Annotated in this window: 19 protein-coding genes; all 19 read left to right on the top strand. The window is 61.6% G+C overall.

All coding sequences use genetic code 11. The features are described 5' to 3' along the window. Positions 1 to 4 precede the first annotated feature (4 nt). The 19 genes from COLINT_RS02370 to rplS all read left to right on the top strand — a co-directional run bounded on the left by COLINT_RS02370 (position 5) and on the right by rplS (position 20389). Positions 5 to 2188 (top strand): ATP-dependent DNA helicase RecG, encoded by a 2184-nt coding sequence (locus tag COLINT_RS02370; RefSeq protein WP_006722727.1) that lies wholly within the window; start codon positions 5 to 7, stop codon positions 2186 to 2188. After that, entirely contained in the window at positions 2185 to 2757 is a 573-nt protein-coding gene (gene rsmD, locus COLINT_RS02365) for a 16S rRNA (guanine(966)-N(2))-methyltransferase RsmD (RefSeq protein WP_006722726.1), read from the top strand. The genes COLINT_RS02370 and rsmD overlap by 4 nt, the downstream gene beginning before the upstream one ends. 8 nt (positions 2758 to 2765) lie before the next feature. Beyond that, positions 2766 to 3281: a pantetheine-phosphate adenylyltransferase gene (gene coaD / locus COLINT_RS02360; protein WP_006722725.1), complete on the top strand. Its 516-nt coding sequence runs from the start codon at positions 2766 to 2768 to the stop codon at positions 3279 to 3281. A gap of 58 nt (positions 3282 to 3339) precedes the next feature. Beyond that, positions 3340 to 3840: an ATP synthase subunit B family protein gene (locus COLINT_RS02355; protein WP_006722724.1), complete on the top strand. Its 501-nt coding sequence runs from the start codon at positions 3340 to 3342 to the stop codon at positions 3838 to 3840. A gap of 2 nt (positions 3841 to 3842) precedes the next feature. Continuing rightward, positions 3843 to 4409: a YceD family protein gene (locus COLINT_RS02350; protein WP_006722723.1), complete on the top strand. Its 567-nt coding sequence runs from the start codon at positions 3843 to 3845 to the stop codon at positions 4407 to 4409. 109 nt (positions 4410 to 4518) lie between these two features. Then, positions 4519 to 4698: a 50S ribosomal protein L32 gene (rpmF, locus tag COLINT_RS02345; RefSeq protein WP_039910269.1), complete on the top strand. Its 180-nt coding sequence runs from the start codon at positions 4519 to 4521 to the stop codon at positions 4696 to 4698. Positions 4699 to 4774: 76 nt separating this feature from the next. Beyond that, positions 4775 to 5791, top strand: coding sequence for a phosphate acyltransferase PlsX (plsX, locus tag COLINT_RS02340; RefSeq protein WP_006722722.1), 1017 nt, complete (start codon positions 4775 to 4777; stop codon positions 5789 to 5791). 210 nt (positions 5792 to 6001) lie between these two features. Continuing rightward, on the top strand, positions 6002 to 6250 hold the full coding sequence (locus tag COLINT_RS02335; RefSeq protein ID WP_006722721.1) for an acyl carrier protein: 249 nt from the start codon (positions 6002 to 6004) through the stop codon (positions 6248 to 6250). Between the two features lie 3 nt (positions 6251 to 6253). Continuing rightward, complete coding sequence (gene rnc, locus COLINT_RS02330) at positions 6254 to 6979, top strand: ribonuclease III (RefSeq protein WP_006722720.1); 726 nt, start codon at positions 6254 to 6256, stop codon at positions 6977 to 6979. Between the two features lie 11 nt (positions 6980 to 6990). Further along, the gene (gene smc / locus COLINT_RS02325) at positions 6991 to 10527 is read left to right on the top strand and encodes a chromosome segregation protein SMC (protein ID WP_006722719.1); all 3537 of its coding nucleotides are present in this window, start codon (positions 6991 to 6993) and stop codon (positions 10525 to 10527) included. Next, a complete protein-coding gene (gene ftsY, locus COLINT_RS02320) occupies positions 10527 to 11441 on the top strand; it encodes a signal recognition particle-docking protein FtsY (protein ID WP_006722718.1) in 915 nt (304 codons plus the stop codon). The genes smc and ftsY overlap by 1 nt, the downstream gene beginning before the upstream one ends. 121 nt (positions 11442 to 11562) lie before the next feature. After that, positions 11563 to 13044 carry a signal recognition particle protein gene (ffh, locus tag COLINT_RS02315; RefSeq protein ID WP_006722717.1) on the top strand — a complete coding sequence of 494 codons (1482 nt, stop codon included), beginning with the start codon at positions 11563 to 11565 and terminating at the stop codon, positions 13042 to 13044. A gap of 6 nt (positions 13045 to 13050) precedes the next feature. Next, a complete protein-coding gene (thyA, locus tag COLINT_RS02310) occupies positions 13051 to 13899 on the top strand; it encodes a thymidylate synthase (RefSeq protein WP_006722716.1) in 849 nt (282 codons plus the stop codon). A 9-nt stretch (positions 13900 to 13908) separates the two neighbouring features. Further along, complete coding sequence (locus COLINT_RS02305; RefSeq protein ID WP_006722715.1) at positions 13909 to 14427, top strand: dihydrofolate reductase; 519 nt, start codon at positions 13909 to 13911, stop codon at positions 14425 to 14427. Continuing rightward, entirely contained in the window at positions 14427 to 15338 is a 912-nt protein-coding gene (locus COLINT_RS02300) for a TrmH family RNA methyltransferase (protein ID WP_006722714.1), read from the top strand. Before COLINT_RS02305 ends, COLINT_RS02300 begins: the two co-directional genes overlap by 1 nt. A 143-nt stretch (positions 15339 to 15481) precedes the next feature. After that, positions 15482 to 16864 carry an MATE family efflux transporter gene (locus COLINT_RS02295; protein WP_039910268.1) on the top strand — a complete coding sequence of 461 codons (1383 nt, stop codon included), beginning with the start codon at positions 15482 to 15484 and terminating at the stop codon, positions 16862 to 16864. A 77-nt stretch (positions 16865 to 16941) separates the two neighbouring features. Next, entirely contained in the window at positions 16942 to 18849 is a 1908-nt protein-coding gene (ftsH, locus tag COLINT_RS02290) for an ATP-dependent zinc metalloprotease FtsH (protein WP_006722712.1), read from the top strand. Positions 18850 to 18936: 87 nt separating this feature from the next. Continuing rightward, the gene (locus tag COLINT_RS02285; protein WP_006722711.1) at positions 18937 to 19842 is read left to right on the top strand and encodes an NYN domain-containing protein; all 906 of its coding nucleotides are present in this window, start codon (positions 18937 to 18939) and stop codon (positions 19840 to 19842) included. A gap of 205 nt (positions 19843 to 20047) precedes the next feature. Continuing rightward, the gene (rplS, locus tag COLINT_RS02280; RefSeq protein ID WP_006721252.1) at positions 20048 to 20389 is read left to right on the top strand and encodes a 50S ribosomal protein L19; all 342 of its coding nucleotides are present in this window, start codon (positions 20048 to 20050) and stop codon (positions 20387 to 20389) included. Positions 20390 to 20439: the final 50 nt, after the last annotated feature.

The raw sequence follows: 20439 nt of genomic DNA, 5'->3' as shown, positions 1-20439 counted from the left end.
TCGCATGGCCGCAGACCTGAGTGTCCCGCGCGCTTCTGCCCGCCTGTCGCGGGCCTGCGCGCTGTATGAGGATGTAGCGCGGCTCAAATATGTGTCAGGCGCACGTGAGGAGGCCCTCCGCCGGCTCGGTATCGAGCGGGTGGGGGACCTCCTTTCCCATATCCCGTTTCGCTATCTCGATTTCACGCGGGCGTATACGATTGAGAGCGCTCCGTTGGGAGAGGTCTGCACCATCGTCGGTACGGTCGATAAGGTTTCAAACCGTCCGACTTCTAAGCCCGGCATGACACTCACCGAGGTGTTTCTCGTCGACGAATCGGGTGTGCTGAAAGTTGCTTTTTTCAAGCAGCCCTGGTTGGCTCGCGAGTTTGCCCGTGGCGACCGCCTTGCGTTGATTGGCAAGATGGAGTTTGCCTATGGGTTCAAGCAAATGGCATCACCTCACTTCGAGAAGCTCGATGGTGGGGGAGCGCGTGCGGGAATCCAGCCGGTTCACCGGGTGACAGACGGCATATCCCAGGCCTGGATGCGTCGCATAGCGTCGGTTGCACTGGAACAAGTCGGTGTGTTCTGTGATCCCGTGCCCGCCCCACTGCGCGCCCGTAGGCAGCTTATGAGCCTTTCGCGGGCCCTGCGTACCATCCACTTCCCGCGACTTATGAACGAGGTGCAGCTCGCTCGTCGTCGCTTGGCATATGACGAGCTCATGTACCTGCAGCTCGCGCTGCGCCTTCGAAACGACGGCGACCTTCTCGACGTCGCGCCGCTTGCGCACAGAGTGGGCGCTCGAGTGCGTGCCATGCGCGAGGCGCTGCCTTTTGCGCTCTCGGATGAGCAGGAGGCCGCGGTCTCCGATATTCTCGGCGATATGTGCGATGCCGGGCATGTGATGAACCGACTGCTCCTCGGCGATGTTGGCACGGGCAAGACCGCCGTGGCCTGCGTCGCGCTCGCCTGCGCGGCGGATTCGGGTAATCAGGCGTGCGTTATGGCGCCCACCGGCGTCCTTGCGCGTCAATATGCCGTCAAGAGCGGCCCGCTCCTCGATGCCGCAGGGATATCGTGGGCACTGCTCACCGGCTCGACGGCCGCCTCGGAGCGCTCGTCCATACTCGAGCGCGTCGCATCCGGCGCGCTCGACGTGGTGTTCGGCACCCATGCCGTCCTCAACGACGACTTGCGCTTCAGGCGCCTATCGCTCGTGGTCATTGACGAGCAACATCGCTTTGGAGTGGGTCAACGCAATGTCCTGCGAGGTAAGGGGCCTGGTGCTGACCTACTTGTCATGACGGCCACGCCGATCCCGCGTACGCTGGCGTTGTCGGTCTACGGTGACCTTGATACGAGCATCATTCGCCATCGCCCCGTGCCGGGTGCGGGTGTTTCGACGGTCGCGCTCGAGAGCGGCAGCCGCGACATCGCGTATGGGGCAGTTCGAGATGCCCTGGCCCAGGGCCGGCAGGCCTACATCATCTGCCCGATGGTCTCCCCGCAAGATGCGCCCGAGCAGCTCGACGACGTTCCCGGGCTCGACATCGGCGAGAGCGGCCGCGCACGACAGGCCGTAACCCTGCACGATGTCGAGACGGAGGCGAGCGATATTCGCCGCCTCATACCCGGTGCACGCGTCGAGGTGATGCATGGCAAGATGGCGCCAAAGGCGAAGGACGATGTCATCGACAGATTTGGAAAAGGCGAGATCGATATTCTCGTCTCGACGACCGTCGTCGAGGTCGGCGTCGACGTGCCCAACGCCACCGTCATGCTCATCGAGAACGGCGAGCGGTTTGGTTTGGCCACCTTGCATCAGCTGCGCGGTCGCGTGGGACGAGGGTCGAATCCCGGCACCTGCTATGTCTTGACCGAGGTTAGGCCCAAACGCGGATCTAAGTCGCCCGCGTGGGAGCGCCTCCAGGCGCTGGCAAAGACCGATGACGGGTTCGAGCTCGCCGAGATGGACCTCAGGCTCAGGCATGAGGGCGAGATCCTCGGCCTGCGCCAGCACGGCGGCGTCGCGCTGTGCTTCGTCGACCTCGATGCCGACACCGACCTTATCGAAGCCGCCCATGAGGACGCTGAGGAATTGTTGCGATACTCCCGCGATTTGACTGCTTGCGCTACCATGCCCATGCGCCATGAAGTCATTGCGCGCTATGGAGATGTTTTCAAGGAGGTAAGCGGCGGATGAGGATCGTTGGAGGGGAGTGGCGCGGTCGTCCCATCGATAGCCCCAAGGGGCGCGATGTGAGCCGCCCCACGACCGATCGCGTGCGCGAGGCCATCGCCTCGATGCTCGAGAGTGCGCTGTCCGAAGGTATCGAGGGCTCCCGCGTGCTCGATGCGTTTGCCGGTTCGGGTGCGCTCGGCCTTGAGGTGCTTTCTCGCGGTGCAGAGCATGCCGTCTTTTTCGATCTCGATCGGTCGGCCGCTGCTCTTGTGAAGCGAAACCTGGCCAAGCTCTCATGTGCCCCCGCTCGCTTTCAGGTAATTTGCGGTGACGTGATTGCATCTGCCCGCCGCGGACGCGTCCCAGGCGGGCCGTTCGATGCGGTTCTCATCGACCCGCCGTATGCACTCGGTTCGCAGCCGGCCATCGATCTTGTCGAGGCCTTGCGTGGACACGGCCTGCTCGCCGATGGGGCAGTTGTGATGTTCGAGCGCACCTCCTCGACCCCCGCCCTATCGATCGTAGGGTTCGAGACGGTCAAGGAGAAGCGCTACGGGCAGACGTGCATCGACCTGCTGCGCATGGAATAGGAAAAGGTATGACCAAGAAGATTTCGCACGTGTTGGTGCCCGGCACCTTCGACCCGATCACCTTCGGCCATATGGACGTGGTTCGCAGGGCCCTGCGCATTTGCCCGCGAGTGACGGTTGCCGTGGCCGAGAGCCTGGGGAAGAACGGCGTGGGCACGACGTTCACGCTCGATGAGCGCGTCGAGCTCGCGCGCCGCGCCCTGGACGGCATGGGCGGCGTCGACGTGATGCCGTTTACGGGGCTGTTGGTCGATTTTGCGCGGGAGGTGCAAGCCGACGCGGTGGTCAAGGGCCTGCGCGCCATGACCGACTTCGAGTACGAGCTGCAGCAGGCCGACCTCAACTATCGACTGGATGCCGGCCTCGAGTCCATTTTCGTCATGAGCTCGCCTGAGTACGGGTATCTGTCCAGTTCGGTGGTCCGTCAGATCGCCTCGTTCGGGGGAGAGGTGGACACGTTCGTCCCGCCCTGCGTGGCGGCGGCCCTCAAAGAGCGATTTTGTGGTCTACCAGCCGCAATCTGAAATTTACACAGATGTGGTACCATGAATCGTTAGAGTAATCAGCAGAAAGGAGACCCTCATGCCGGTCGATAACCTCCCGGGTGAGCGCATCGAGAGCTTGGTCGATGAGCTCGAGGGCATTATCGAGGAGGCACGTCCGCCGTTCGGCAAGGGCGCGCAGCAGAAGATCATCGAGACAGACGTGTTCTTCAACATCCTCGATGAGATTCGCATGAGCTATCCGGAGGAGTGGCAGAAGTCTCGCCGCATCATCAAGGAGCGCGAGGAGCTGCTCGCAAGCGCCGCCGCCCAGGCGGACTCCATCATCGCCGATGCCCAGCAGCAGGCGCTCACCATCGCCTCTGAGCAGGAGATTGTGCGTCTTGCCCAGCAGCAGGCCGACGATATCCGCGATCGTGCCAACCAGTATGAGCGCGAGACCCGTTACGCTGCCGAGGACTATGCCGAGCAGGTCTTCACGCATCTGGAGGAGAATCTCAAGAGCTTGACGGGCACCGTTTCCCGCTGCCGTCAGCAGCTCAACGATAGCGCCTCCCAGAACCAGGGTCAGGGCTGGTAGCCATGAGTTGCCTGGGTTCCGTGACGGTCGACCTGTCTGACAAGCTCGAAAACCCCGGTGAGTCGTTGCCGGTTTCCGGTCACATCGATGTCGATGCGTATATGGTGGGCGATAAGGAGCTCGCTCTGCCCCACGGTGCGAACTATGATGTCGTTTTGACCAACGCCGGCGATGGTATCCTCGTCACCGGTATCGTGCGTGCGGATGTGACGGGGGAGTGCGACCGCTGCCTCGAGACCGCCGCGTTCGAAGTCTCCGGTGAGATCGAGGAGTACTACCTCTTCGAGGAGCCCTCGGATCCGGAGGAATATGAGGACGGATTCGAGCTCGTGAGCCCCGACCGCGTGATCGATCTTGGCGAGGCTATCTCGGATGCCGTTGTGATGGACACGCCGTTCGTCGTTCTGTGTCGTCCCGATTGCGAGGGTCTGTGCCCGACGTGCGGTGCGAACCTCAATGACGGCGACTGCGGGTGCGAGAAGCAGTCCGAGCAGGCTTGGGTCGATTCCGAAGAGAATCCCTTCGCGGCCCTTAAGGCCCTGAAGTTCGATGACTCGAATGATGAGTAACCGTAATTTCTAGGGATTGTTTTTAATATTTTGTGTGTAACGGTGATTTCTGCTACTATCAATGCTTGCGCGTAATCGCCGCCAGTTATGAGTTGTAAGGAAGGTCAACATGCCAGTACCTAAGCAAAAAAAGGGTCGTGCTAAGACGCACTCTCGTCGTTCGACGAACATGAAGATCAACGCTGCCTCCCAGTCCACCTGCCCTCGTTGCGGTGCCGTGAAGCTCCCGCACCACGTGTGCGGCAACTGCGGTTTCTACAAGGACCGCGAGGTCATCGTCGTCGAGTAAACTCGACTGGCGGTTACGTTGAGTTTCATAATGGCCGGCTCGTTGAGTCGGCCATTTCTGTTTAGAGAGGCTACGTATGAGCGATGTTCGCATCTGCGTCGACGCCATGGGCGGAGATGAGCCGGCAGAGGTTGTTCTCGCGGGTATCGAGGCCGCCCTTGAGGCTGATCGTTCCTTGACGGTACTCGTCGCGGGCCCCGAGGATGTCGTTGTTCCGTTCTGTGATTCCCATGAACGCGCCGAGTCCCTCGTCGCGCCCGATGTGATCACCATGGAGGACGATCCGATCAACGCGGTCATGACAAAGCGCAAATCGTCTATCGTTCTGGGGTGCCGCGCGGTCAAGAAGGGCGCGGCCGACGGCTTCTTCTCCGCCGGGTCCACCGGCGCTATCACCGCGGCGGGCACCGCCTACGTCACCCCGTTCAAGGCCGAGCGCGACGGCAAGAAGACTGCCATTCGTCCCTGCCTCACAAACGCTCTACCCAACCGCCGCGGCGGTTTGACTGTCATGTGCGACATGGGCGCCAATCCGGATGTCGAGCCGTGGGATATGGTTCGGTTCGCCCAGATGGGCGCTGCATATGCGGCCTGTGTCCTCGGCGTCGATGAGCCGAGCGTCGGTTTGCTGTCCAATGGCACGGAGGAGCACAAGGGCAGTGTCTTCACACAGTCCTGTTATCCGCTCATGGCGGAGCACGTTCCCGGTTTTGCTGGCAACTGCGAGGGCGGGGATATCACCAGCGGTTCGGTCGACGTCGTCGTATGCAACGGTTTCGACGGCAATATCGCCCTCAAGTCCATTGAGGGTGCGGCCAAGTTCATGATGGGCGAGCTCAAAGCCGGCATGACCGCGAATCTCAAGGGAAAGGTCGCGGCCTTGCTCATGAGGAACATGCTGCGCGCTCTCAAGCACAAGCTCTCCGGCGATGCCGAGGGCGGGGCGATCCTGCTCGGTCTGCGCGGCGTGGTCATGATCGGCCATGGCGCAACGAGCGCAGAGGCGGTAAAGAACGGCACGCTTGCCTGCGCGGAGGCGGTGCGCGCACGCCTTGTCGAACGCGTCCGGGAGTCCATGGGGCTCGAGGCGTAGCGTCATTACACCCAACGTACATTCCCCGGCTCTTCGCTTGTTCGAGGGCCGGGGTTTTTCATACGCAGCTCTTGTGGAGGCGCATGCTTCGTTGAAATGCGAACCTTGCGACGCTTTCCGTGTGCGCGGGCCGAGGGCGTTGCTTGGGGTAGAATGAGCACCATATGTGCAAGGTCGGCACTGCGCCGGCCAATCGGAAGGGAGCTATTCATGGCACTCGATCGTAATGATATTTTCGCCAAGGTGTGCGATATCGCGTCCGATGTCCTCGGCGTTGAGGCGGACGAGCTGTCCGAGGCGACCACCTTCGATGACCTCGATGCGAATTCCCTCGATCGCCTGCAGCTCGTCACCGCTATGGAGGATGAGTTCGACATCGAGATCGACGACGACAAACTGATGTCCATCAACTCCGTGGCCGAGGCCATCGACGCCATCGCTCAGACCCTGGGGGAGTAGGTTTTGTCCATCGCGGATAAGCTCGCGCTCGCTCAGGAGATCTGCGGTCACGAGTTCACTGACGTACAACTGCTTCGCAGCGCCATCACGCACCCCTCGGCTGTTGAGGGGGAGCCCGTCTCGGCCTCTTACGAGCGCCTTGAGTTCTTGGGCGACTCGATTCTCGGTTCGATCGTCGCGCTCTCGCTCTTCAAGACCTATGGGGCGTTCGACGAGGGCAAACTCACCCGTCTCAAGGTATCGCTCGTCTCGGGCGCCACGCTTTCCGAAGTCGGACTCGAGCTGGGGATCGACAAGATCATCATCCTGGGCGCCTCCGAGCAGGGGACTGGTGCTCGCGGCATGCACTCCGCTCTCGAGAACGTCTACGAGGCCCTGATCGGCGCCCTGTATCTGGACGGCGGTTGGGATGTCGCCGAGGCCTTCATCACGCGCACGCTCAAGCCCCATCTGGCCGATGAGCGCGCCGAGCACCCGTCCAATCCCAAGAGCTATCTGCAGGAGTGCGTTCAGTCCGACCGCATGGACCCTCCTGCCTACAAGGTGATCGGCGAGGATGGACCGGCACATCAGCCGACCTTCACCGCCGTCGCACTCGTGGACGGCATCCGTCGCGGGCGCGGCACCGGTTCCTCCAAAAAGGAGGCCGAGGCGGCTGCCGCTCTTGATGCCCTCGAGCGCATGGGCTACACCACCAACGGTGTCATCTTGAAAAAGAAACTCGGGTAGCAGGGGGTCGCGTGTATCTGAAGTCGCTGACCCTCAAGGGGTTCAAATCCTTCGCGGACCGCGCTCACATGACGTTCGAGCCGGGTCTGACGGTCATCGTCGGCCCTAACGGATCGGGTAAATCCAATGTTTCCGATGCCATCCTGTGGGTCTTGGGCGAGCAGAGCGCCAAGCAGCTGCGTGGTCAGGCCATGGAGGACGTCATCTTCTCCGGTTCTTCCGCACGCAAGCCGGTTGGCGTCGCGGAGGTCACGCTCGTACTCGACAATTCCGATCACATGTTGCCCGTCGATTTCGACGAGGTCGCGATCACGCGTCGCATGTATCGTTCGGGCGAAAGCGAATACCTCATCAACTCGAGCCCCTGCCGCCTGATGGACATTCAGGACATCCTGCATGATTCGGGCCTGGGCAAGGACACGCACTCCATCATCTCCCAGGGCAAGCTCGATGCGATCCTTCAGAGTCGCCCCGAGGAACGTCGCAGCCTCATCGAGGAGGCCGCTGGCATCTCCAAGCATAAGCGCCGCAAGGAGCGTGCGCTGCGCAAAATCAAGAGCATGGACGAGCACCTTACCCGTGCCCGTGACATTAATCGTGAGATTTCGCGTCAGCTCAAGCCCCTCGAGCGCCAGGTCGATCGTGCCCGCAAGTACAAGGACCTGTCCGCGCGCGCCAACGAGCTGACTCAGATCCTCGCCGTCGATGAGCTCCGTCAGTTGCAAGCCCAGTGGGTTGACCTCGAATCCGCCTCGCGTGAGAGCGCGGCGGCGTTCGAGCTTGCGCGCTACCGCCTCTCCGAAAAGGAGCGAGAGCTTGAGAAGCTCCAGGTCATGCTTGAGGAGAAGGGTCTGTTCGTAGGCGATCTGGGTGAGCAGCGCCGCCATATGCAGGACGTCGTTGGGCGCATCGGCTCCGATATGCGCCTGCTCGAGGAGAAGGGCCGCAACATGGTCGCGCGCCTTTCTGAGATGCGCGGCACCCTCTCGGCCTCGGAGCATCAGCGCAAGCGCACGCTTGAGGAACTGTCCGATATCAATCGCCAGCTCGATGAGGAGCGTGCCGCGGCAGAGGTTGCCGGGGTCGACGTCTCCTCCCTCGAGCCCGCAGCCGACGAGCTGCATGCTCGCCGCGTCGAACTCGATGAGCTCATCTCCACGCTCACGCGTTCCGTGCGCGACGCCCAGCGCAATGCCGACAACGCCGCGCTCGAACTCGTGAAGGTCCGGGAGACCCTTTCCAACGCCGAGATCGAGGACGGCATGTATGCCAAGCGTCTCGAACAAGTTGACGACGAGGTCGATGAGCTCCGAGCCTCTCTCGAGCATCGCCGCGATCGCTCCGTCGAGCTCGAGGCGGAGTTGGAAGATGCTCGCAAGGACCGCCAGGAAGCCAAAGACGCGCTCGATGTCGCGATCTCGGCACTCGCCCAACTCCGCGAACAGGAGGGAAATGCCCGCACCAAACTGGCGGACGTCCGCTCCGAGCTTTCCGGCCTGCGCAAACTCGACGCAAGCCTCGCCGATTCTTCGCCGCTCGCCGCGCGTGTGGTGAGCAATCGGCCACAGGCGATCGCTGCCCGATTGGGCGACCTCATCGAGGCTCCGCTCGAGCTCGAGGACCTTGTCGAGCAGCTCTTGGCCGAGGACATCGATGCCCTGGTGTGCATGGACTCCGCCGCGCTCACGTCCGCCGCGCAGTTCGCGCTTTCCATGGACGACGCCTCCGGGGAAACGTTGATGGTCTCTCGCGACATCGTTCCCGCCGATGCTCTGCCTGAAGCTGCGGGCCGTCGCTTGGTCGAGCTCTTGCAGGTGCGTGACGGGTACGCGCACGTTGTTTGTGCTTTGCTTGGCGGCATCTACCTCGTGGACTCCCTCGAAGATGCTCTCCAGGCGCCGGTTTGCCCGGGTGTTTTGTATGTCACGTCCGACGGTGCTCGCGTCCGCGATGGCGGCGTCGTGCGCGTCGGCCGTTCTTCCGGCGCGGCTTCCGGCGCTCTCGAGCGTAAGCGCCGCATTCGCGAACTCGAAGGGCTCGAGCCCGATTTGTGTGCCGTGTTCGACGCCGCCGAGCGCCGTGTGGCCGAGGCAAACGACGCCATCGAGGATGCACGAAGCCGTGATGGCGAGATTGCGGGGGAGATCTCGCGCCTTGAGGGCGAGCGCACGTCCCTGCTTTCCGAAATCGGCCGTATGGAGCACTCTCTCTCCACGAAGCTCGCGGAGCGCGCCAATTTGGCTCGGCGCCGCGAGGACGCCGCTGCGGCAGTTCGGGCCGCCCAGCCGCGTGTGGACGAACTTGAGATCCAGCGCGATGAGGCCCGCGGCGTCGTCGATGAGGCGACCCGTCGCCTGGCCGACGCCCAGGACGACCTCGAGCGTGTCCGCCGCGATGATTCCGAGGCGGGTTCAAAGCTCGCCGACGCCAAGGTTCGGCTCGCTCGCGCGAACGAGCGCGTGCGCAGCCTTTCCGCCCGCGTTCCCGAGCTTGAGAAGCGCCTTGACGGCATCGACCGCCGTATTCGCGGCACCGAGCAGTCCGCCCGCTCCCTCGAGGTTCTTCGCCTGCGTGTAGACCCGCTGCATGATCGCTATGAGGCCCTGTCCGAGCGTGCGCTTGATTGGGCCGCTCGCTTGAGGGACCGCGCTTCGCTCGAGGAGGCCGACTCGGCTTCGCTCAAGCGCACGATCGAGGATGCAAAGGCCGAGGTCGCGCGTGCCAAAGTCGAGGTGGATATGGCCTCTTCGTCGGTCAATGAGCACAAGATCACCCGCGGCAAGCTTGAGGTTCAGGTGGATGCCGCCGTCAAGGCGATCACCGCCGACGGCTCGACCGTTCTCGAGGACGCCCTCAGGCTCCCCGCGCCGACCGACCGCGCCGCCGCAGAGCGTGAGCTCAACAGCCTCGTCCGCCAGATCAACAACCTGGGCCCCGTGAACCAGGTTGCCATGGAGGAGTACGAGACGCTCAAGAACCGCGCGGACTATATCGCGGGGCAGCTGGCCGACCTCGAGAACGCGCGTAAGGCGCTCACCAAGATCACTGCCGCCATCGACCGCAAGATGCGCGCGAGCTTCCTCACCACCTTTGAGAAGGTCGACGAGAACTTCCGTGAGGTGTTCCAGATGCTGTTCCCGGGCGGTCAGGCCCATCTCGAGATGACCGACCCCGAGCATCCGGCGGACACCGGCATCGAGGTCGTGGCGCAGCCGCGTGGCAAGCGCATCACCAAGATGATGCTCATGAGCGGTGGCGAGAAGAGCCTCACGGCGCTCGCGTTGCTGTTCGCGGTGTATCGCACGCGCACGGTGCCCTTCTACGTGCTCGACGAGGTCGAGGCCGCGTTGGACGACTCAAACCTGTCCAAGCTCATCGGCGCCATCGATTACCTGCGTCAGTCGACGCAGCTTCTCGTTATCTCCCATCAACGCCGCACCATGGAGGATGCGGACGTTTTGTACGGCGTATCTATGCAGGCCGACGGAGTCAGCCGCGTGGTCAGCCAGAAACTCGATCGTGAAACCGGAAAGGTCGTGAATGCCTAATGGGTCTGTTCGATTCCCTCAAGCGCGGACTGGAGCGCAGCCGCGAGGCTTTGAACGAGGTCTTCTACTTCGGTGGTGAGGTGGATGAGGGCTTCTGGGAGGATCTGGAGGACACTCTCGTCATGGGAGACATGGGTGGCGAGATCGCCATGCGCGTCACCGACGACCTGCGTGAGACCGCGGCCCGTAAGAACCTCAAGACCGCCGATCAGCTGCGCGGCGCCCTTGCCGAGCGCCTGTGCGAGTTCTTCGTCGAGTCTGAGTCCGACATCTTCGACGATACGCCGAGCTGCGTGCTATTCGTGGGTATCAACGGCGCTGGCAAGACCACCACGGTCGGCAAGATCGCGAGCGCTGAGGCGGGCGCCGGCAAGAACGTCGTGATTGGCAGTGCCGACACGTTCCGCGCCGCGGCCATCGAGCAACTCGATGTGTGGGGTGAGCGCGCCGGTGTGCCCGTCATCAAGCGCGATCGCGGGTCCGATCCTGCGAGTGTTTGCTACGACGTGCTCGACCAGGCCGATAAGCTGGCTAGCGACCTCGTTCTCATTGACACGGCGGGTCGTTTGCATTCGAGCCCCGAGCTCATGCGCGAGCTCGCCAAGGTCGTGAAGGTCACCCGCAAGCGCGCCGAGTCGTGCGCCGCGGGTCCCATGCCCGTGCACGTCGTGCTCGTCATCGATTCCGCCACCGGTCAAAACGGCCTGGCCCAGGCCCAGGAGTTCAACGAGGCTCTCGGTTTGGACGGTATCATCATGACCAAGCTCGACGGCACGGCCAAGGGCGGTATCGCGTTGGCGGTGGCCGAGCAGCTCAAATTGCCGATTTACCGTATCGGTGTCGGTGAGCAAGTCGAGGACCTGCAGCGTTTCGATGCCTCGTCCTTCTGTCGCGCGCTCGTCGGTCTGAATTAGCTCGCATCTTCATACACCTCGGCCCGAAGGCAGGTTTCACGTCGAGGTTTCATCAGTCCTGTTCCGATCTCAGTTTCGCGCCTGCCCCGATTTGAGACGCATCTGATTGTTGGGAGAATCCATGGCAGCTTTCGGCTCGCTTTCCGATCGCCTGAACGATACCTTCGACCGCCTGCGCGGCAAAGGCAAGCTCACCGAGGCGGACATCAACGCCGCTATGCGCGAGATTCGCATGGCCCTGCTCGAGGCGGACGTCAACTATCGCGTCGTGAAGGACTTCGTCACGCGCACCAAGGAGCGCTGCCTCGCCTCCGAGGTCATGGAGTCCCTCACTCCGGCGCAAAACGTTGTCAAGATCGTCCTCGACGAGCTCACCGAGCTGCTCGGCGGAACCGAGAGCAAGCTCGTTCTCTCAAGCCGCATTCCCAATGTGATCATGCTCGTGGGCCTGCAGGGTTCCGGTAAGACCACGGCAGCCGTCAAGCTCGCCTATATGCTCAAGAAACAGGGCAAAAGCCCGCTTCTCGCCGCGTGCGACGTCTATCGTCCCGCCGCTGCCGATCAGCTCGCCACCCTCGGCGGCGAGATCGGCGTGCCGGTGTTCCGCGGCGATGGCGCGCATCCGGTCGATATCGCCCGCGCATCCATCCGCGAGGCAGTCGACAACATGCGCGACGTGGTCATCGTCGACACCGCCGGTCGTTTGCAGATCGATGAGCAGATGATGCAGGAGGCCGTTGACATCAAGAAGGCGGTCAAGCCCGATCAGGTCCTCATGGTCGTCGACGCGATGACCGGTCAGGATATCGTCAACGTGGTGTCCACCTTCGCCGAGCGCACCGACTTCGACGGTGTGATCATCTCTAAGCTCGACGGCGACGCCCGCGGTGGCGGCGCGCTGTCCGTCCGCGAGGTCACGGGTAAGCCCATCAAGTTCGTCTCCATGGGCGAGAAACCCGATTCCCTTGAGGTCTTCAATCCCGAGCGCATGGCCAAACGCATCCTCGGTATGGGCGATGTCATCGGCATCATCGAGAAGGCTCAGGAGGCCGCGACCGCCGAGCAGCTCGCCTCTGCCGAGCGCATGCTGCGCGATGGCTTCACGATGGACGACATGCTCGAGCAGATGAAGGCCGTCAAGAAGATGGGCGGCATGAAGGGCATCCTCGGCATGCTCCCCGGTGGCCAGCGCGCTCTCAACCAGATGGGCGGCAACCTCGATGAGAAGATCTTCGATCGCAACGAGGCCATTATCCTGTCCATGACGGCCGAGGAGCGCCGCCGCCCCTCCATCATCAACGGTCAGCGCCGCGCCCGTATCGCTCGCGGCTGCGGTCTCACGCCGACCGACGTGAACGCCCTGATGAAGCAGTGGGGCGAGATGAACAAGATGATGGGCAAGATGCGCGCCATGACCCAGCAGCAGATGTCCGGCAAAAAGGGCAAGAAGGGGAAGAAGGGCAAGAAGATGCGCATGCCCGGTATCCCCGGTATGGGTGGCGTGAATATGAACCAGCTCATGAATCAGATGGGCGGCATGGGCGGAGGCATGTCCGATATGGACAAGCTCATGCAGATGAACGATCAGTTCAAGCGGAAGTAGGATCTTGTGAGCAAGGCAGACAAGCTATTCGTGTCCATGTGCCGAGACATTCTCGATCACGGTACGACCACGGAGGGGGAGAAGGTCCGCCCGGTTTGGGAGGACGGCACCCCTGCCTACACCATCAAGAACTTTGGTGTCACCAACCGCTACGACCTGCGCGAGGAGTTCCCTGCGCTGACGCTGCGCCGCACCGCTCTCAAGTCCGCGATGGACGAGATCTTGTGGATCTACCAGAAGAAGTCCAACAACATCAACGACCTCAATTCCCATATCTGGGATCAGTGGGCCGATGAAACGGGTTCGATTGGCAAGGCGTACGGGTATCAGATCGCGCAGAAGTCGCACTACAAGGAGGGCGACTTCGACCAGATGGACCGTGTCCTGTACGATCTCACCCACACGCCGTACTCGCGTCGCATCATGACGAATATGTATACCTTCTCCGATCTTTCGGAGATGCATCTGTATCCGTGTGCCTACAGCGTCACGTACAACGTGACCTCCGAGCCCGGTTGCGACAAGCCTGTGCTCAATATGGTCCTCATGCAGCGTAGCCAGGACATTCTCGCTGCGAACAACTGGAACGTTTGCCAGTACGCCATCCTGCTCATGATGGTCGCGCGTCACTGCGACATGATTGCAGGCGAGCTTCTGCACGTGATCGTCGATGCGCACATCTACGACCGCCATGTCAACATCGTGCGCGAGCTCATCGAGCGTCCGCAGTATCCGGCGCCCAAGGTCTCGCTTAACCCCGAGGTCACGAATTTCTATGATTTCACGACGGAAGATTTGATCGTCGAGGACTATAACCATGGTCCTCAGGTCAAGAACATTCCGATTGCGGTCTAGGCGGGCATCATGACGTGTGAACTCAAGGCCATCGTCGCGGTGTGCGACGACTGGGGGATTGGGCGCGATGGGGACATGGTCGTGTCCAATCGTGCGGATATGAGGCACTTCGTCAATAAGACGAAGGGACATCCGGTCATTATGGGCCGCAAGACGCTCGAGAGCTTTCCGGGCGGCCGTCCGCTCAAGGACCGCCGCAATATCGTGTTGACGCGCGACGAGGCGTTCTCCCGTGAGGGTGTCGAGGTCGTTCATTCGGTCGACGAGGCGCTTGCCGCGGTTGCGGATGAGGACGTTGCCTGGGTTATCGGCGGGGGGGCGGTGTATGGGCAGTTCCTGCCGTATTGTTCAGAGGCCGAGATCACCCATAATCATGTGGCGCATGAGGTTGATACGCATTTCCCCGATCTCTCGCAGGATCCCGCCTGGTATGTCGCGGGGCGATCTGATGTCCAGACGGTCCAGCCCGGACAGGGTGATGAGGGGATCATGTTTGAGTTTGTCACGTATCGCCGTGGGGACTGCTGATGGCAGACGTGCAGATCATTCGTATCGAGACACTCGACGACCCGCGTCTCGAGGCGTACACCAAACTCACCGAGCGCCAGCTGCGTTCTGTGTTGGAGCCCGAGAAGGGGATCTTCATCGCGGAGAGCGGCAAAGTCATTGAGCGCGCGGTTGAGGCGGGGCTCGAGCCGGTGAGCTTTCTGTTGGGGGAGCGTTGGCTCGAGCAACTGACACCGTTGCTCGACAAGGTCGCCGATGCGCATCCTGAGCTTGAGATCCCTGTGTTTGTGGGGGCGATGGACCTGCTGGAGCAGCTCACGGGCTTCTCCGTCACGCGTGGAGCCCTTGCGGCGTTTCGCCGACCGCCACTTGCCGATCCGGGCGCTTTTCTCGACGGGCTCGTCGAGCGTGCCGATGGTCGCCCGGTGCGCGTGTGCGTGCTCGAGGGCATCGTCGACCATTCCAATGTCGGTGCGATCTTTCGCTCCGCCGCCGCGCTCAATGTCGACGGCATCCTGGTAAGCCCCACGTGCGTCGATCCGCTGTATCGTCGCTCCGCGCGTGTGTCCATGGGCACGGTGTTCCAGGTACCTTGGACGCGCATCGGCAGCGAGGCACGCGCGTGGCCGTATGACGGCTTCGAGGTCCTCAAGGGTGCGGGGTTCACGTGCTCTGCCATGGCTCTTTCCGATGATTCCGTCTCACTCGACGATCCGTCGCTTCTGGATATCGAGCGCCATGCCATCTTCATGGGCACCGAAGGTACGGGACTGCAAGCCAGGACTATAGCGGGGTGCGACAAGACCATCCGCATCCCCATGGCACATGGCGTGGACTCCCTCAATGTGGCTGCGGCAAGTGCCGTGGCGTTCTGGCAGCTTTGCCCCCATGTCGACAACGGCTATCACTACCGTCCGGGCATGTTTGCCTAGTCGACCTCTGCACCTTTCATTTTCGTGCTTTAACGCCGCGTTGTTTGGGGACTGCGACCTGCCGATAATTGGCGAAGGGTTGCGGTCCCCATGTTGTTGCCGTAGGCTCGTATGGCTGCAGTTGAACGGGGATGGGGGAGCATATGGTAAAACGTGCCGGGAATGGTTCGATCGACGTCACACAGGGTGTCATTTGGCGTCAGCTTCTTGCCCTATGTGTGCCCATTTTCTTCAGCTCCTTCTTCCAGCAGGCCTATGCCCTCATCAACACGTATATCGTCGGGCAGTTCGGTGGCAAGATCGCACTTGGCGGCATTCAGTCCACGCTGTCCCTCTCTGAGCTTGCAATTGGTTTTTGCGTCGGCCTTGGTGCCGGTTGCGCTGTGATTACCGGTCAGTTTTTCGGCCAGCGCGACGACGACCGGCTCTCTCGTTCCGTCCACACCGCCATGACGCTCGCGCTCATCATCGGTGCTTGCATATCGGTGTTCGGAGTCATATTCTTGCCGAGCATCCTCACGCTTATGGGGACGCCCGACGAGCTCATGTGGGAGGCCGTGGCTTATTCTCGCTGCTATTTTGGGGCCATGGTGTTCTCGCTTGTCCTCAACATGGGTACCGCTCTTCTGCGTGCCGTGGGCGATACGCGTGCGCCCGCGCTCATTATCGCGAGCGGCTGCATTTTCAACGTGGTCTTCGACCTGATTTTCGTCGCCTGGTTCAAGATGGAGGCTCTGGGCTGCGGCATCGCGACGGCTCTCACTATTGCGATCAACGCCTCTATGGTGCTTTTGCGCCTTATGCGCGCCGATGGACCGTGGCACCTCGAGTTCTCCCGGCTGCGCATCGACCCCGTCATCTGCAAGAGTATGGTCGCCACCGGCCTGCCGTTGGGGATCCAAGCCTCACTCTATTCGATCTCTAACATCATCGTGCAGTCTACGGTGAATTCTTTCGGAGCGGACGCCGTGACTGGCTGGGGCCTTGCCGCCCGCCTGGACGGCATCGTGTGGATGGTCACCGAGGCGCTCGGCGTGGCCATGACCACGTTCTCCGCGCAGAACTTCGGCGCGCGGAATTACGAACGCATGCGCCGCGGTTACCATACCTCGCTCGTCATCACGGTGACCCTCATTGGCTCGATGGCACTGTTCCTCATCACGTTCGTCGATCCGCTGGCCCGATTCTTCATTGATGATTCCACGGTGGTGGGCTATACCTCGACCATGATTCATTTCATCGCGCCGTTCTATCTGTTCTATTCGATTGTCGACAACACATCGGGCGCCATCCGCGGCTCCGGCGAGAGCCTGCGCCCCATGTTGCTGACGGTTGTGGGCACCGTGGTGTTCCGTGTCATCTGGCTGCTCGTCGTGGTGCCGATGCACCATATGCTTCAGACCATGCTGATGGTGTATCCGGTTACATGGATTCTCACGGCCTGCCTGTTCGTCGCCTATCATCACTTCGGTCATTGGCTCAGCCATGCCGAGCGCCGTCGGGATAAGCTCGAGCTCTCCATCTAGCGCCTCGCTCATCCGTTTAGATTGCGCCCCGCGGGGTATCCTGAACCAGATACTGAACGTACGGACGGAGTCTTTCCATGGAAATGGACGATCACAAGCGTAGACGCAACATGATCCTCTACGTGCTCATCGCCTTCGCGGTGTACCTCGTTCTCAGCAATGTGCTGTTCCCGAGCTTCCAAAACGGCGGTATGCAGGTCGAGGATGTCACGTATTCCCAGCTGCTTGATGACCTTAAGGACAAAAAGGTCAAGGAGATCAGCTATACAACCGATGACGCGCAGGCCATGTACACGCGCAAGGGCGAGAAGGACAAGGCCTATCGCACCACCACCATGCCTACCGACGTCGATTTGACGAACCGCATCGAGGAGGCAGGTGCCGAGCTCAAGGTCACCATCCCCAAGCAGGATTCCGGTATGTGGACCTACCTGATGGTGACCGTGTTCGCACCCATGCTCATCTTCTTCCTGCTCGGCTGGTGGCTCAACCGTCGCATGAAGAAGGCCATGGGAGACGACAACCCCTCCATGGATTTCTCCGGCGGCGGCTTCGGCGGCCTGGGCGGCGGCAACCTCGGTAAGTCCGGTGCGCGCATCGTCGCATCCAAGGATGTCGGTGTGACCTTCAAGGATGTTGCCGGCCAGGAGGAGGCAAAGGAATCTCTCAAGGAGGTCGTGGACTTCCTTGAGAACCCGCAGCGCTACGAGGAGATCGGTGCCAAGTTGCCGCGCGGTGCCCTGCTCGTGGGTCCTCCCGGCACGGGCAAGACCCTGCTCGCCAAGGCCGTTGCCGGCGAGGCCGGTGTACCGTTCTTCTCCATTTCGGGTTCCGAGTTCGTCGAGATGTTCGTTGGCCGCGGCGCCGCCAAGGTTCGCGACCTGTTCAAGCAGGCCAAGGAAAAGGCCCCCTGCATCGTCTTCATCGATGAGATCGATACCATCGGCAAGAAGCGCGACGGTGGCGGTTTCTCTGGAAACGACGAGCGCGAGCAGACGCTCAACCAGCTCCTCACCGAGATGGACGGCTTCGACAACCAAAAGGGCATCGTCGTCCTTGCGGCCACCAACCGCCCCGACTCGCTCGACGCCGCATTGCTGCGTCCTGGTCGCTTCGACCGCCGCGTGCCCGTCGAGCTGCCTGACCTGGCCGGTCGTAAGGCCATCCTCGAGCTTCATACCAAGGATGTGAAGACCGAGCCCGGCATCGACTTGACCACGATCGCCCGCGCCACACCCGGTGCTTCCGGTGCCGATCTGGCCAATATCATTAACGAGGGCGCCCTTCGCGCCGTCCGCCTCGGTCGCAAGCGTGCGACCCAGGAGGACTTCGAGGAGAGCGTCGAGGTGGTCATCGCCGGCCAGCAGCGCAAGTCCACCGTTTTGTCCGATCACGAGAAGCAGGTCGTCGCGTACCACGAGATCGGCCACGCCATCGTGGCGGCTCGTCAGAAGGGCTCGGCTCCGGTCACCAAGATCACCATCGTGCCCCGCACGTCGGGCGCCCTCGGCTATACCATGCAGGTGGAGGAAGATGAGCGTTTCCTCACCACCAAGCAAGAGGTTTTGGACAAGCTCGCCGTCTATTGCGGCGGCCGTGCTGCTGAGGAGCTCATCTTCGGCGAGATGACCACCGGTGCCGCGAACGATATCGAGCAGGCGACCAAGCTCGCGCGCAACATGATTACGCGGTTCGGTATGTCCGAGGAGTTTGGCATGATGGCGCTCGGCACCGTTCAGAACGCCTACCTCAACCAGGACACGTCGCTTACTTGCGCCCCCGGCACCGCGGAGCGCGTTGACGCGGCCGTCCTCAAGCTCATTACCGAGGCGCATGAGCGCGCCATGCAGATCCTGAAGGAAAACAAGTTCAAGCTGCATGAGCTCGCCCATTACCTCTACAAGAAGGAGACCATCACGGGCGATGAGTTCATGAGCCTTCTCACTCGCGAGAATCCGCTCATGCCCAAGGGCCCCCAGGAGTAACAGTGGCTATCGCTCGCGGCTGAAATCCGACCCCGCCCGCCCATGTGCGAGCGGGGTCTCTGCGTGCGAATGGCCTGAAAGGACAAGATGTTTGAGACGACTTCCGAGCTGAGATTCGCCGTCTTGATCGATGCCGACAACGTTAGCGAGAAGTACATCAAGGTAATCCTCGATGAGATTTCCAACGCGGGCGTTGCGACGTACAAGCGCATCTATGGCGATTGGACGAGTCCGCGATTGGCGAGCTGGAAGAGTTGCCTGCTCGACCATTCGATCATTCCCATGCAGCAGTACAGCTACACGTATGGCAAGAATGCCACCGACTCCGCGATGATCATCGACGCGATGGACATCCTGTATTCGGGAACGGTCGACGGATTCGCCATCGTCAGTTCCGATTCCGATTTCACGCGACTCGTCGCCCGTTTGCGCGAAAGCGGCATGATCGTTATCGGCATGGGCGAGCAAAAGACCCCCAAGCCGTTCATCTCTGCCTGTAACCAGTTCAAATACCTCGATCTGCTCTACGCCCAGCGACAGGACGAGGAATCTGAAGACGCGCAGGATGCCCGTGATGACACCGATATGGCGGCCTCGACGGGAAAGACGCCCTCCCGTCGACGTCGCCGTCGACCTGGCGATGCCGGCGGCAATACGTCCGAGTCTTTCGATTGCGCCTGTGAGGATGTCGATGATGAGCTTGAGGGGGAAGTGACGTTCGGCGAGATGAGCCGAGCCGATAAGCGCCGCCATCTGCGTGCGATTCGCTGCGCCATCAACGCCGTCATCGATTCCTTCGGCGATGAAGACGGCTGGATCTCCCTGGGGCTGCTTGGCGATCAGCTTGGGAAGCGTCTTCCCGATTTCGACGTTCGCAACTACGGGTATAAGCGCCTGCGCCCGTTTTTGAAGTCCTTGGGTGTCTACGAGTTTGATGAGCCGGTGGGCGAGCAGGGAAAGCGCCAGATCAACCTTCGCCAACGTGATGTGTGATGACCTGCCGGTCTTCGTTTCGTCCCGGTGAGGGCATCGTGGGGGAGTACGGGTGTTTTCAAGGGTTCTCGGTGCGGGGATTCCCGTGGAGGAGTTGAGGTTTTCCTTGGGTTCGACCTGCATCTTGTGTATACTACCAAGCTGTTTGTTCAACCTATGTGCCGGCGTACGCGTGCGGCACCTCTAGAAGAGTAAGGAATCTGTCATGGATTACATCCGCGCAATCGAGCGTCAGCAGATCCGCGAGGACATGCCTCGCATCCTGGTCGGCGACAACGTCAAGGTGCACTACCGCATCAAGGAGGGTGACCGCGAGCGCGTCCAGGTCTTCCAGGGCGACGTCATCCGTCTCCAGGGTGCCGGTTCTCGCGAGACCTTCACGGTCCGCAAGGTCTCCTATGGCGTCGGCGTCGAGCGTACCTTCCCGGTTCACTCCCCGAAGATCGCCAAGCTCGAGGTCGTGCGTCACGGTAAGGTCCGTCGCGCCAAGCTCTACTACCTGCGCGACAAGGTGGGCAAGGCTGCCCGCATCCCCGAGAAGCGCTAAGTCGCTTTTCGCGGAGTACAGATCCGCAACAGGAAACGGGCCGCTCTTTG

The organism is Collinsella intestinalis DSM 13280 (genome assembly GCF_000156175.1).
GTDB classification, from domain to species: domain Bacteria; phylum Actinomycetota; class Coriobacteriia; order Coriobacteriales; family Coriobacteriaceae; genus Collinsella; species Collinsella intestinalis.
This window is presented reverse-complemented; position numbering and strand designations above follow the sequence as displayed.

What these genes read in the sequence shown, in the direction of transcription:
- COLINT_RS02370 (WP_006722727.1), top strand. Translation starts at nt 5, where the DNA reads ATGGCCGCAGACCTGAGTGTCCCGCGCGCTTCTGCCCGCCTGTCGCGG.
- rsmD (WP_006722726.1), top strand. Translation starts at nt 2,185, where the DNA reads ATGAGGATCGTTGGAGGGGAGTGGCGCGGTCGTCCCATCGATAGCCCC.
- coaD (WP_006722725.1), top strand. Translation starts at nt 2,766, where the DNA reads ATGACCAAGAAGATTTCGCACGTGTTGGTGCCCGGCACCTTCGACCCG.
- COLINT_RS02355 (WP_006722724.1), top strand. Translation starts at nt 3,340, where the DNA reads ATGCCGGTCGATAACCTCCCGGGTGAGCGCATCGAGAGCTTGGTCGAT.
- COLINT_RS02350 (WP_006722723.1), top strand. Translation starts at nt 3,843, where the DNA reads ATGAGTTGCCTGGGTTCCGTGACGGTCGACCTGTCTGACAAGCTCGAA.
- rpmF (WP_039910269.1), top strand. Translation starts at nt 4,519, where the DNA reads ATGCCAGTACCTAAGCAAAAAAAGGGTCGTGCTAAGACGCACTCTCGT.
- plsX (WP_006722722.1), top strand. Translation starts at nt 4,775, where the DNA reads ATGAGCGATGTTCGCATCTGCGTCGACGCCATGGGCGGAGATGAGCCG.
- COLINT_RS02335 (WP_006722721.1), top strand. Translation starts at nt 6,002, where the DNA reads ATGGCACTCGATCGTAATGATATTTTCGCCAAGGTGTGCGATATCGCG.
- ftsY (WP_006722718.1), top strand. Translation starts at nt 10,527, where the DNA reads ATGGGTCTGTTCGATTCCCTCAAGCGCGGACTGGAGCGCAGCCGCGAG.
- ffh (WP_006722717.1), top strand. Translation starts at nt 11,563, where the DNA reads ATGGCAGCTTTCGGCTCGCTTTCCGATCGCCTGAACGATACCTTCGAC.
- COLINT_RS02305 (WP_006722715.1), top strand. Translation starts at nt 13,909, where the DNA reads ATGACGTGTGAACTCAAGGCCATCGTCGCGGTGTGCGACGACTGGGGG.
- COLINT_RS02300 (WP_006722714.1), top strand. Translation starts at nt 14,427, where the DNA reads ATGGCAGACGTGCAGATCATTCGTATCGAGACACTCGACGACCCGCGT.
- COLINT_RS02295 (WP_039910268.1), top strand. Translation starts at nt 15,482, where the DNA reads ATGGTAAAACGTGCCGGGAATGGTTCGATCGACGTCACACAGGGTGTC.
- ftsH (WP_006722712.1), top strand. Translation starts at nt 16,942, where the DNA reads ATGGAAATGGACGATCACAAGCGTAGACGCAACATGATCCTCTACGTG.
- COLINT_RS02285 (WP_006722711.1), top strand. Translation starts at nt 18,937, where the DNA reads ATGTTTGAGACGACTTCCGAGCTGAGATTCGCCGTCTTGATCGATGCC.
- rplS (WP_006721252.1), top strand. Translation starts at nt 20,048, where the DNA reads ATGGATTACATCCGCGCAATCGAGCGTCAGCAGATCCGCGAGGACATG.